This is a genomic window from Actinomadura sp. 9N407 (assembly GCF_044326315.1).
Lineage (GTDB): Bacteria > Actinomycetota > Actinomycetes > Streptosporangiales > Streptosporangiaceae > Spirillospora.
The window spans coordinates 34,245-46,247 of record NZ_JBIRAW010000046.1 but is presented as its reverse complement, the minus strand read 5'-3'; the positions used below and the strand labels follow the sequence as shown (position 1 = coordinate 46,247).

General features: G+C 73.0%; 10 protein-coding genes. 3 read left to right on the top strand and 7 right to left on the bottom strand.

Going from position 1 to position 12,003, the window contains the following annotated elements; translation table 11 throughout:
* Positions 1-84: 84 nt before the first annotated feature.
* The 3 genes from ACH34Q_RS42855 to ACH34Q_RS42845 all read right to left on the bottom strand — a co-directional run bounded on the left by ACH34Q_RS42855 (position 85) and on the right by ACH34Q_RS42845 (position 2,145).
* Positions 85-267, bottom strand: coding sequence for a Trm112 family protein (locus ACH34Q_RS42855; RefSeq protein ID WP_395988965.1), 183 nt, complete (start codon positions 265-267; stop codon positions 85-87).
* Positions 264-1,613 (bottom strand): phosphomannomutase/phosphoglucomutase, encoded by a 1,350-nt coding sequence (locus tag ACH34Q_RS42850; RefSeq protein ID WP_395988964.1) that lies wholly within the window; start codon positions 1,611-1,613, stop codon positions 264-266. Before ACH34Q_RS42850 ends, ACH34Q_RS42855 begins: the two co-directional genes overlap by 4 nt.
* Positions 1,614-1,764: 151 nt before the next feature.
* On the bottom strand, positions 1,765-2,145 hold the full coding sequence (locus ACH34Q_RS42845) for a DUF3499 domain-containing protein (RefSeq protein ID WP_395988963.1): 381 nt from the start codon (positions 2,143-2,145) through the stop codon (positions 1,765-1,767).
* Between the two features lie 103 nt (positions 2,146-2,248).
* Here ACH34Q_RS42845 and ACH34Q_RS42840 point away from each other — a divergent pair, with 103 nt between their 5' ends.
* The gene (locus ACH34Q_RS42840) at positions 2,249-2,392 is read left to right on the top strand and encodes a hypothetical protein (RefSeq protein ID WP_395988996.1); all 144 of its coding nucleotides are present in this window, start codon (positions 2,249-2,251) and stop codon (positions 2,390-2,392) included.
* Positions 2,338-2,754 (top strand): metallopeptidase family protein, encoded by a 417-nt coding sequence (locus ACH34Q_RS42835; protein ID WP_395988990.1) that lies wholly within the window; start codon positions 2,338-2,340, stop codon positions 2,752-2,754. Before ACH34Q_RS42840 ends, ACH34Q_RS42835 begins: the two co-directional genes overlap by 55 nt.
* Before the next feature lie 34 nt (positions 2,755-2,788).
* Here ACH34Q_RS42835 and ACH34Q_RS42830 read toward each other — a convergent pair whose 3' ends face one another.
* From ACH34Q_RS42830 to ACH34Q_RS42815, 4 genes are all read right to left on the bottom strand, one after another.
* On the bottom strand, positions 2,789-4,255 hold the full coding sequence (locus tag ACH34Q_RS42830; protein WP_395988962.1) for a DUF5719 family protein: 1,467 nt from the start codon (positions 4,253-4,255) through the stop codon (positions 2,789-2,791).
* Positions 4,252-7,611 carry a glycosyltransferase gene (locus ACH34Q_RS42825; RefSeq protein ID WP_395988961.1) on the bottom strand — a complete coding sequence of 1,120 codons (3,360 nt, stop codon included), beginning with the start codon at positions 7,609-7,611 and terminating at the stop codon, positions 4,252-4,254. The genes ACH34Q_RS42830 and ACH34Q_RS42825 overlap by 4 nt, the downstream gene beginning before the upstream one ends.
* Positions 7,612-7,932: 321 nt before the next feature.
* Positions 7,933-8,199 (bottom strand): WhiB family transcriptional regulator, encoded by a 267-nt coding sequence (locus ACH34Q_RS42820; RefSeq protein ID WP_395988960.1) that lies wholly within the window; start codon positions 8,197-8,199, stop codon positions 7,933-7,935.
* A gap of 270 nt (positions 8,200-8,469) precedes the next feature.
* The gene (locus ACH34Q_RS42815; RefSeq protein ID WP_395988959.1) at positions 8,470-9,450 is read right to left on the bottom strand and encodes a hypothetical protein; all 981 of its coding nucleotides are present in this window, start codon (positions 9,448-9,450) and stop codon (positions 8,470-8,472) included.
* 258 nt (positions 9,451-9,708) lie between these two features.
* On the opposite strand from ACH34Q_RS42815, the gene ACH34Q_RS42810 reads away from it, so the two are divergent.
* Positions 9,709-11,997, top strand: coding sequence for a hypothetical protein (locus tag ACH34Q_RS42810; protein WP_395988958.1), 2,289 nt, complete (start codon positions 9,709-9,711; stop codon positions 11,995-11,997).
* The last annotated feature ends 6 nt before the right edge of the window (positions 11,998-12,003 follow it).

Genomic DNA, 12,003 nt, shown 5'->3' with positions numbered 1-12,003 from the left:
GGTCGCCTACGGGGCGCCTTTTCACGGCGTCTTCCCTCGTCGCAGGCTCCTCAGTCCAGACGCCGTGGCGTCCCTCCGGCTCCCTCATGGGGTGGGGGCTCGCGCCTCGTCCACCAGCAGGACGGGGATGTCGTCGCGGACCGGATAGGCGTAGCCGCACGAGCCGGTGCAGACCAGCTCGTCGGCGCCCTCCTCGGCGCGCAGGTCGCCGCCGCAGTTCGGGCAGGCCAGGATCTCCAGCAGCCAGCTGTCGAGCTTCACGTTCACTTCCCCCTCACGATGGCCAGGACCTCGTCCCGGATCCCTGCCATGGTCTTCTCGTCGGCGGCCTCGGCGTTCAGCCGCAGCAGCGGCTCGGTGTTGGACGGCCGCAGGTTGAACCACCAGTCATCGGTGCCCACGGTCAGCCCGTCGAGCTCGTCGACGGTGACGCCCGGCCGGCCCTCGAACGCGGCGCGGACCTGGTCGGCGGCGGCGGCCTGGTCGGCCACCTCGCTGTTGATCTCGCCGGACGGGACGTACCGGCTGTACTCGGCCAGCAGCTCCGACAGCGGCTCGCCCTGCCCGCCGAGCGCGGCCAGCACGTGCAGCGCCGCCAGCATCCCGGAGTCGGCGAACCAGAAGTCGCGGAAGTAGAAGTGCGCCGAGTGCTCGCCGCCGAACACCGCGCCGCTCTCGGCCATCGTCTGCTTGATGAACGAGTGCCCGACCCGCGTGCGGACCGGGGCGCCGCCGTGCTCGGCGACGATCTCCGGTACGGCCTTGGACGTGATCAGGTTGTGCACGATCGGGGCGCCCGGATGCTTGGCCAGCTCCCGTACCGCCACCAGCGCGGTGATCGTGGACGGGGCGACGATCTCGCCCCGCTCGTCCACCACGAAGCAGCGGTCGGCGTCGCCGTCGAAGGCGAGCCCGATGTCGGCGCCGGTCTCGCGGACCTTGGCCTGCAGGTCGCGCAGGTTCGCCGGCTCGATCGGGTTGGCCTCGTGGTTGGGGAACGTCCCGTCCAGCTCGAAGTAGAGCGGCACCAGGTCGATCGGCAGGCCCTCGAACACCGTCGGGACGGTGTGCCCGCCCATGCCGTTGCCCGCGTCCACGACCACCTTGAGCGGCCGGATGCCGGACAGGTCCACCAGCGTCTTGAGGTGGTCGGCGTACCCCTTGAGCAGGTCGCGCTCGGATACCCCGCCCGCCGGGCCGTCGTAGGCGGGAACGCCCCGTTCGACCAGCTCGCGGATATCGGCCAGGCCGCTGTCGCGGCCGATCGGCCGCGCACCGGACCGGCACAGCTTGAGCCCGTTGTACTTGGCCGGGTTGTGGCTGGCGGTGAACATCGCGCCCGGGATGTCCAGCGTGCCGCTGGCGTAGTAGAGCATGTCCGTCGAGCCGAGCCCGGCCTCCACGACGTCCGCGCCCTGGCTGGTCGCCCCGCGCGCGAACGCCTCGGCCAGCGGCCCGGACGAGGCCCGCATGTCATGGGCGGTCACGACGGCGGTGGCCCCGGTCACCCGTACGAAGGCCGCGCCGACCGCCTCCGCGGTCTCGGCGTCGAGCTCGTCGGGGACCACGCCCCGGATGTCGTACGCCTTGAAGATCTTGGCGAGGTCGCCCACTCCTGCTCCCCTATCCCAGTCGCTCTGGTCCCCCGTCCGGGGAGGATGCCTCGGGTGCCGGGCACGGGGCCGAGCCTACCGAAGGGAGCAGGGCCGGGCCGCCTCCAGCACCGGGCGGCCCGTGCTCACTACTCGGGCTCACCACCCGTGCTCACTCCTGGCCGGGCTGCGTCCCCGCGGGCTCGGACCGCAGCACCCGCAGGTGGCCGCGCCGGCCGACCTCGGTGCCCTGGCCTACCGGCTCCTGGCCGCTGCCCGGCGCGGGCCTCGCGGCCTCGCGGACGGCGTCGGCGAGGGCCTCCAGGTCATCGGCGCTCGGCTCGGGGTCCTCTTCCACCGGAAGCCGGACCAGTTCCCATCCCATCGGAGCGGTGAGCCGCTCGGAATGCTCCGCGCACAGGTCGTAGCAGTGCGGCTCGGCGTACGTGGCGAGCGGCCCCAGGACCGCGGTCGAGTCACGGTAGACGTACGTGAGCGTGAAGACCGCCGGCGCCTTGCAGGCGGTGCGGGAGCAGATGCGGACGGGGCTCACGAGGGCCGACGGTACCTCCCCGCCGCCGAGTCCGCCACCACCCGTATGCACGTGTCGCCGTTACCGCCCGAATTCCCGCGCAACGATTACATACCGTGCCCGCTTGGGCGCACTTTCCTCCGGGCCACCCTCAGGGCGCGACCAGACGATCCGGCGGGCCGCGAGCGGTAATGTGGAGGGGTGCGATCCCGTGTGGCAGGCGTACGCCGCCGCGACCGGCACGGTCGTGGCCTCCGTGGCCCTCTGACGCCTCCGCAGGTCCCGATGTCCCGCAGCCGTGCGGAGCGCTTCGACGACCTCGTCGGCGACGAGGTCCGGCGGATCGGGCAGCGCTGGGAGCGCGAGCTGGCCGGCGTCGAGTTCGCGGTCGAGGACGTCCCCGACCTCGATCCCCTCTTCGACGGCCCGATCCCGCTCGGCCGGACCCGTCCCGGAACGGACGGCACCCCGGTCCGCATCGTCGTCTTCCGCCGTCCCATCGAGGCCCGCGCGACGGGCGAACGCGAGACCGGCCGCCTCGTCCGCGACCTCCTCGTGGAAGAGATCGCCGATCTCCTGGGCCTCTCGCCTGAGTCGGTAGACCCGAGTTACGACACCCCCGAAGACTGAGCCCCCGGTCAGGGCAGACTGAGCCGGCCCCTTGTCAGGGGATTAGTGCGCCCTTGGAGTCGCCCACCGCCGGTAGGCGGATGGTGGTGATGGCGGGGGTCACCGGCAGGGTCGTGAACAGGGCCTTGTCGTCCTTGCCCGTGGACTGGGTGCGGGTCGCGTGGACGGGACCCGAGCCGGGCCGGGGAGCTATCAGGAGGCCGAAGTTGTCGCCGGCGCCGGCCGGTGGGCTGATCCTGGCCTCGACGGTGCGGTCCGAGGGGATCTGGACGTCCTGGGGAGTGCCGGGGCCCTGGGGGCCGACCGGGGTGATCCGTACGGACGCGGCGCCGCGTGGGGCGGTCAGGGTCACGGTGGTGTCGAACCGGTTGTCGGAGACGACGCCGAAGTCGTTGGCGGTGAGCGGCGGGGTGGCGGTGCCGTAGGCGACGTCGGCGCCCTTCTCGGCGGCGAATCCGGCCAGGATCGGGCGGTTGGAGACGAGCCGTACGGCGGCGGGCTTGCCGGTCAGGGCACGGTCCAGGTCGATGGGGGTCACGGTGCTGGCCGGGGCGTCCAGGGTGTCCTGGCCTTGGGGGGCGAACGCGCCGTTCTGGGTGAGCACCTGGACCTTGATGCCGGCGTTCTCCTGGCCGGGCACCGCGACGAGCAGCCGGCGCCGGCCCTCGCCGCCGGGGATGCCGGGGACGATCAGGGACGTGGCGGGCTGGGGCGACAGCGGCAGCCACTCGATGCCGTCGCCGTCGTCGATCCGCACGCGGAGGGAGGCGGCGACGCGGCCCGTGGTGGCGCGGACCCGCAGCGCGAGGTCGGCGGCGGTCTTGACGACCTCGCCGAGGCCCTCGGCGGACTCGCCGATGGGGATGACCTTGGTGCTGTACGGGGCGACGGGCGTACCGCGCCCGTCGGGGGTGTCGAGCGGGCCGTCGCCGGAGAGGGCGGTGACGTCGACGGCGGCCGCCTGGGCGTCCACGTTGGCCAGGTGCAGCTCGATGCTCTCCGCGGCGTCCGGGCCGGGGCCGAGGAACCACAGGTCGGTGCCTGGACGAGCGCAGCGGACGCCCGCGAGCCCCCGGTCCTTGCCGCGCGGCCAGTGGGTGGTCTGCTCCGCCTCCAGGCCGGCGGCGAGGGTGCCGGCGGCTCGCACGGTGAACGAGTCGTCGCCCGGGTCCGGCAGCTCCTTGAACCAGCCGCCGCCCGTCGTGGTGAGGGCGCCGGTGGGGGTACCGCCCCGGGTCGGGGTCACGGTGGCCTGGCCGGGCTTGTCGCCCTTTGCCCCCAGGAGCTCCTGAGAGGCTCCCTGGAGGGTCAGGCGGGCCCCCTCGCCTCCGGGACACACCGCGACGGCTGACGTGACGGTGTCGTCCACTCCGGGGCTCGTGGTCTTGGCCGCGGGACGGGAGAGGGATGCCGCGCCGTACAGGGCGGCCACGGCCAGCAGGACGAGCGCCGCCGTGGCGTAACGCAGGCCGAGCAGGCGGACCAGTCTGTCCAGGTTCACAGGTGCTCCACAGGCGTGCTCTTCTCCGGCGTGCTCTCCTCAGGCGCCGGCTCTTCCTTGGCCGCCGCCTCTTCCATGGCCGCCGATCCTTCCTTCGCCACGGGCTCTTCCTTGGCGGGCTCCGGCTCCTCGTCGTGCCGGATGCGGGCGCGGAGAGCGCCGGTACGGCGTTCGGCTCCGGCGGCGGCGCGGCGTGCCAGTGCGCGGGTACGGGGCACGCGCCGGTGGCCGCCGCCCTTGGTGAGGTCCACGGCCTCGGGCCTGGCTCCCGGGAGCGCGAGCACGACGACCAGCAGGAACGCGGCGCCCTGGACGGCCACCCAGATGTGCCGCGTCCACATGCTGCGCGACAGCTCGAACCGGCCGCCCGCAGCCGGAATCTCGTAGGCCTGGGCCCATCCGTCCAGGGTGCGGGCCGTCACGTCACGGCCGTCGAGGGAGGCGCGCCAGCCGCCGTCGGCGGGTTCGGCGAGGAGGAGCGTACGGGTGGTGCGGCCTGCGGGGATCTGTACGGCGGCGTCGGTCTTCCCGGCTTCGAGGGGCGCCGCCGTGGGGCCGTCCAGCAGCATCAGGCGGCCTGCCGGAGAAGGCAGCCGCCACATGCCGAACGCGTCCGTACGGCTGAGCCGTGCCAGGTCCGGCGTGGCGTCGAGGGCTTGCGTGAGCGAGTCGCCAGCGGGACGCGGCACCAGGACGTACTGCACACCCATCCGGGTCAGGGCCTGGCCGCCTCCCGCGCGCCCCCCGGCGAGACCGGCGACCAGGTCGTCCATGCGGCGGCCGGTGTCGTCGTTCACCGGAGTCTCGGACTCGCCCAGCATCGGCTCGCGGCCGCGCAGGACGGTGTAGGCGACGCGTCCGGTCGGCTCCTTGCTCATGACCAGGGTCCGCTGGCCGGCGGGACCGGCGACGAACGACGGCACCGTGTCGGGGTCGGTGCGCCCGAGCGGTCCGCCCGCGCCGCCGGCGATCCAGCCGAACGCGGCCAGCGCCGGAGCCGTCAGGGCGGCCAGCACGATCACCGCGCCGCCGATCCGGTACGTCAAATGCTTGCCCGCCAGGACGTCCACGGCCCGCTGTACGGCGGCGGTCGCGGCCAGCAGGATCCCCGAGCCGGCGAACAGCAGCGCCACGCCCGGCCAGGCGGGGGCCTGGTCGGCGCCCTTGGTCACGGTGGCCATGCTCATCACGATCGCGGCCAGCAGCCCGAAGATGGCCAGCAGCCAGCCGGTCAGCACGAGGGTGCGGCGGCTGCGCAGCGGCAGCGCGCAGACCGCGACGAGCAGCAGCCCGTACAGCGTCCAGTGCACCGGGGTGCCCGGGCCGCCGGGGTCGAGCGTCACGAGGCCGCGGGCGGTGGCCAGCGGCGTGACCGGGCCGTGCAGGCCCGCCTCCAGGAAGAACCGGCTGGGATGCAGGAGCAGGCCCAGCGTCCATGGCAGGAGGAGGAGGGGCGGTACGCCGAGCGCGATGACCAGGTTGCGGCGGCCCCGGGCGGCGGCCAGTGCGGCGAGCCGGCCAGGACGGGCGCCCGCGCCGCCGAACAGCGCCCACAGCAGGACCCCGGCGAGCAGCGCCAGCAGCCAGGTCAGCGGGACGAACGCCATCGCGACCGTGAGCAGCAGCGCGACCGTCCAGGCCGCGCGCCCGTTCCGCCGCGGATCGGCCGACCGGGGCAGCCCGAACATCCGGGCCGCCTGGACGGCGATCAGCGGCAGCAGGACGATCACCACGGCGGTCCCGAGCCGGCCGCCGGCGATCGCGCCGGTCGCCACCGGGAGCAGCGCGTACACGGCGGCGAACCAGACCCGTACGGCCGCGATCGGGATCCGGGGGCCGTGCACCCGGGCGCGGCGGCCGGTACGCGGCGACTCCCGTACGAGGATCCGGGACGCGTGGTACGCCGACAGGCCCGCCAGCGGGACGCTGCCCAGCAGCAGGATCGACACCACCAGCCACGGCTTGCCGAGCAGCAGCGTCGACAGCAGGGCCAGGACGCCGATGTACGGGGGGCTGCCCGCGTCGGAGCCGAGCCCGACCGCGTGCCAGCCGGAGACGTACTGGGACCACAGGTCGCTCGCGCCGCCCCAGGCGGGGACCAGCGCGCCGCCGCCGAGCCGCCCGGCCGCGGTGATCAGCGAGCGCTCGGCGGCGAGGGCGACCGCGGTCAGCCCGAGCCCGACCATGACGCCGGGCCGGGCGAGCAGCCGCCGGACGGCGCCGGGGCCCTCCTCGCGCTCCGGTTCGTCCTCGGCGTCGTGCCGGCGGCCGCCGCGCGCCGCGAAGTGGCCCGCCACCGCCTCGAAGATCCGGCGCAGCGCCACCCTGCGCGGCTGGAGGCGCCGCATGCTGCGGTGGACGCGCTTGCGCCCCTCCGCACGGGCCGCGCGGGCCCGGCGCATCCGGCCGGGATGGCGCAGGACGTCGCCGAGTGCGGCCAGCTCGTCGCGGGCGGCGTCCTGCCGCTTGACGATGAGCAGGAACAGCGCGCGGGTGAGGGTCGTCCACACGTTGCGCAGCAGGGCGCGCTGCATCGCGGGCAGCGGCAGGTTGGCCAGCAGCGTGTACAGGGCGTTGCGGCGGTCGCGGCGGCGCCGGGACTCGGCCGTCATGCCGATCTCGCGGAGCCCGCGCCAGGCCGCGTCGGCGTGGTAGAGCACCGCGTCGCTGACCACGACGACCCGGTGCCCGGCGGCGTGCGCCCGCCAGCAGAAGTCGATGTCCTCGCGGAACAGCCCGAACTCGACGTCGAAGCCGCCCAGCGCGTCCCACACGTCGCGGCGCACCAGCATCCCGGCGCTGCCGACCGCCATCACGTCGCGCAGGCCGTCGTGCTGGCCCTGGTCGAACTCGCGGCGGTCCAGCCCGGTCTCGCGGCGGGCCGCGCCGTCGAGCGCCACCCCTAGCTCGCGCAGCACGCGGCGGTCGTCCCAGTCGCGGAGCTTGGCGCCGAGCACGGCGGCGTTGGGATCAGACTCGGCCACGCGCAGCAGCATGGCCAGCGCGTCATGGGCGGGGGCCGAGTCGTCGTGCAGCAGCCAGATCCACTCGGTACGGGGCTCGGCGGACGCGTCCTCAGGGATCGGGACGGGCAGTAAGGCGGCGGGGTGCCGCAGCGCCTCCGCGATGGCCTCGCCGTATCCGGTGGTACGCGGCAGGGTCAGCATGTTGCCGGCACCGACCACCTCGGCGAGCACCGCCGCACCGCGGTCGCGGCTTCCGGTGTCCGCCGTGACGAGGCGTTGTACGGGCCGGGTCTGGGTCAGCAGCGCCTTCAGCGTCTCGGGCAGCCATCGCGCTCCGTCATGGGCGACGAGGACCGCCGTGACGACATGGCGATCGAGAGTGGGCGACAAGGGTCCGCTCGATCTGTCTGGGTCTCGGTGGGCTGGGCGGATCCGTGGGCCGGGTGGGCCTCGGCGGGTCCTGATCAGGCCGTGCCGGCCCCGAAAGGGTCAGGACGGTCAGCAGCCGTGCCGGCCTCCGTCGGCCGGCACGGCTGACACTGTACGCGTGGCCGGCCCGCGCCGCCCCGGATCCCCCAGATCCACCGGCGGGCACGCTCGGCCCCGCTCGTCACGTCCCGTCTCGTCCCGCGCTTCCCGCGGGTTCGCTCGTCCGGCCGTCCTTGTCGCGGTCCCTCTCAGGCTCGTACCCGATACACCCTCTGGCGCCGCTCAGACGGCCTGGCGCTTCAGCTTGCGGCGTTCCCGTTCGGAAAGACCACCCCAGATGCCGAACCGTTCGTCGTGCTGGAGCGCGTACTCCAAGCACTCCGCCCGTACCTCGCACGCCCGGCACACCTTCTTGGCCTCGCGAGTGGAGCCGCCCTTCTCCGGAAAGAAAGCCTCCGGGTCCGTCTGCGCGCACAGCGCGCGCTCCTGCCAGCCCAACTCTTCTTCGCCGTCTGTGCCGTGCGCCAGCGGGATCACTACCTCGCTCATAGCGCACCTCCTAGCCCGTGGAGCCCCCTGGTCAATGCCTTCCCTCAGCTCCATCCCCCGAGAAGGCATAGAACTACACCCACGAAATTACACGCGTGTAGCGCCCGGTCCGTCAAGTGGAACGAGTTTCCAGGGTGACAAAGAGGCTTATTGGAGCTATGGGCGTGGTCGGCTTTGACCGGAGATCGGTTAATCACCCGGAAGATCCGCGCGGCCGCCGGCGACCGGAAACGATCACCGCGCGATCACCGTCAGATCAACGCGTCGTGATCACTGCGGCGGCGGCGGGCGGTTGTCGCGGTACCAGTCGCCTTCCTCGGGACGCTGCTCCTCCTGCGGAGCGCCATGTCCCTGGTCACCACTGCCCCCATAGGCGCGGGTCCATTCACCGACGCCCTCCTCCTGGCTCTCGCCGGAAGGCTGCTGGCCGTACCCGGACTGCGGGGCGCCCTGGCCGTACTGCTGGCCCTGCTGGTAGTCCTGCGGCTGCTGGGGCTGGCCGAACTGCTGCTGCCCAAACTGTGGCTGGCCCGGCTGCTGCTGGCCCGGCTGCGGCTGACCCGGCTGCTGGCCGTAGCCCTGCGGAGCCTGCTGGCCTTCCGCGCCCGGCTGGTACGGCTGCTGGCCGTAACCGGGCTGCGAAGCCTGCTGGCCGAACTGCTGCTGGCCCGGCTGGGGCTCACCGTACTGCTGGCCCGGCTGCGGCTGGCCGAACTGCTGCTGCGGCTGCTGGCCCTGCTGGTAGCCGAAGTCGGGGTAGCCGCCCTGCGGCATCTGCGCCTGGCCCTTGGGACGGGCCGGCTGCATGGCCTGGAAGACCGCGAACACGAACCAGCCCGCGATGCCGATCACAGCGAGCTTGGACGCGCCGAACAGGAAGACGGCCAGCTTCTCGCCACCGCCCGCGTACCGGGAGTCCACCAGCAGGGAGGCGAGCCAGGACACCACGCCGAACAGCGCCATGCCGCCCAGCACTCCGAGCGCGCCCATGATGATGTTGCGTGCCTGCCGGGTCGGCGCCGGGCCGAGGACGGCGGCCAGGGCCACCGCCAGTGCCACCAGCGCCACCGTGCTCACCTGGGTGAAGAAGCCGGTGCTGATCTCCGCGTAAGCGCGGTACTTGAACCCGCCGCTGTTGTCTCCGCCACCGGCGACGAGCTCGATGAGGCCGGCGAACAATTGCACCCCGGCCGCGGCGAGCAATACCCAGGCGGCCGGTTCCCGCAGGCGCTGGACGGCTTCCTTGTTCACGACGACATCTCTCCAAGTGCGATCCTCGCCCGCCGGCGGCGGCGGGCGCGACTTTAGAAGCAGGCAATGTGATTCCCGTCCAAAGCTTTGCACATCTCGGGCCCTGTCGTCTCTTCCCCCCTCAGGCGCCCGGTGTGTCTGATGGATCTTGGTCGGTGGTGTGCGGGATATATGCCCCGTGCAGGACTGCCGGACATTCGGTCATGTGTTCGATGATCGGGCTGCGCATCCATCATCCGATGGCGTACCGTGCTCGACATGTCACCGTCCGACACCATTCTGGATGCGGTCGCCGCTGATACGGCGGCGCCTCCCGGCCGCGACCCCAACACCGCGCCTGCGGATGGGACGGCAGCCCCGGCCGGTGGACGGCGGTTTCGGGGCGGGAACAAGGGCCCGGTGTGGCGGCGTCCGGCTGAGGTGACGGTGGTGCGCCTGCGGCTGACTCCCGACCCGGCGGCTCGGTACCGGTTGGAGCGGTTGTTCGATGCCGGGTGGCAACTCCAGCGCGCACTCAAGGGTGATGCCCGTGCCCGCGCAATCGCCTATCGGTCAGATTGCCGGAGCCGGATCCCTGGGCAGGCGGCGGCCCGGCGGCGGGAGTTGGGGTTGTCGCGGGAAGGGCTGGAGCGGGCCGCTTACCGGCATCTGGATGCTTCGGGGCATTTGAAGCATCACTTGTCCAAGGCAGTGGCGATGCACCTGGCGGACCAGGTGTGGACCGGTCTGGAACGGCATTTGTTCCCCGATAAGTCCGGCCGCCGCCACGGCCTGCCCAAGGCCGGGACGTGGCAGGGTTTCACCCGGTTACCGGGGCGGGCGCGTTCGCACACCATCGCGCGCAAGTGGGAGACGTTCCGGCTGCACGGCACCCTGGCCGGACACCTGACCGCCCACACAGCACCCGGCTTGCTCCCCGCCATCACCCCGCAGCAGGCGGCGGCGCTACCACCAGGAACCACCGTGCTGGCGCAACGACGGACCATGCCGACCCCGTCCGCGCCGCGGGCGGGCGGCAAGGACAGCGGCAGGGGGCTGTGGTGGGATCACGCTGGGCCGCTGGTGGTGGTGTATGCGGGCGGCCCTGCCGGAGCCCGGGGCGACCTGGTGCTGCCGGTGCGGCTGCCGCAGGGTTCCGCGCAGTGGCCGCATCTGCTGCATGTGCTGGGGGATCCGGCCGCGTGGCACAAGGTGGACCTGGTACGGCGTGCCGCCCCGGCCGAGCCTGGCGGATGGGCTTATGAAGCTCACCTGATGGTCCTCACCCACCCTTACATACCGGCCTCCACCATGACTCGCCGCGCAATCGCACCCACCGACCGGCGCGGCGGCGTCGACGCTAACGTCAGCAATCTGGCAGCAGTGTCCTTCCCCACACCTCCCAGCGCCTCGCCGGCTACCGCCAGGGTCTGCGGGGTCCGCCCTGCAGACCCTGACAACGCCTCTCCTGGTACCGGCCCTCCGCCAATCGCGGCGGGCACGGCGGTGGTTTCGTCGAAGGTGACATTGCCTGAAGCCGAGCAAGTCCGCCTGGTCCGCCAGGAACATAAACGGCGCAGGCGGCAACGGGCGCTGGAGCGATCCCGCCGCGCCGCCAACACCACCCAGTACGAGCCAGGTAAACGGCAGCGCGAACGGGACCGCCGCCGCCAGGCCGCCGGGTTACCGCCCAAGCAGGTGCCGGTGCCCGCCGGTCCGCGGGTGGCGCGCGCCGACGGCAAGCCCCGCCGATCCCCACGCAGCGACACCCTGTCACGCACCTACCGGCGGCTACGCGCCCGCCTGGCAGCCGCAGACCAGCGCGCCGCACAATCACGTGCGACCCGGGCCCGGCAGACCGCCGCGCAGATCGTCGCCGTCCACGGTCCGCACCTGGTGATCGAGGACTGCCGGATCACGGGCTGGTTCCGGCTGTGGGGACGCGCCTGCGCCCGCTTCACCCCCGGCATGCTGACCGCCGCGCTACAGGACGAATGCGCCAAGACCGGCGGACAGTTGCTACGCGCCTCCACCGTCACCACCGCCCTGTCCCAGCACTGCCTATGCGGACGCCGCGTCCCCAAACCCCTAGGCGTCCGCGTCCATGAGTGCCGTGTGGAGGACGGCGGGTGCGGGCTAACCGGTGACCGCGACCTGACCGCCGCCGCGCTGGCCGCCTTCGTCCACTTCACCGATCCCGGCGACCCTTCCACCGCACGGGTGGACTACACCAGCTCCCGCCGCGCACTGGGCGCGGGCGGGCCAGGGCTGCCTGGAGCCCTGACCGAGTCAACCGCGCCCCTGCCCACCCCCCGACCCGGCAAGGCCGGGACGGGGACGGGCACCGCGGCAGCCGCCCATCACCCCGAACGCCGCCTGGATGCACGGTGGCGGGCTTGGTGGCGGGCGGCCTCTGCTCGGCCGACCCGGACCAGTACGGTGCCGACCCCGGATGAACCACCACCCCCACCCCCCACGGGCAGGGCCATGGTCACGCCGGACAGACACCGACCACGAACCCGGCTGCCCGACAGATCACCGACGCATGATCCGTCAGGCAGACCTTAGGGTGAT

Coding starts and splice junctions, on each gene's coding strand:
- ACH34Q_RS42820 (WP_395988960.1), bottom strand. CDS start 8,199: ATGAGCGAGGTAGTGATCCCGCTGGCGCACGGCACAGACGGCGAAGAA.
- ACH34Q_RS42810 (WP_395988958.1), top strand. CDS start 9,709: ATGTCACCGTCCGACACCATTCTGGATGCGGTCGCCGCTGATACGGCG.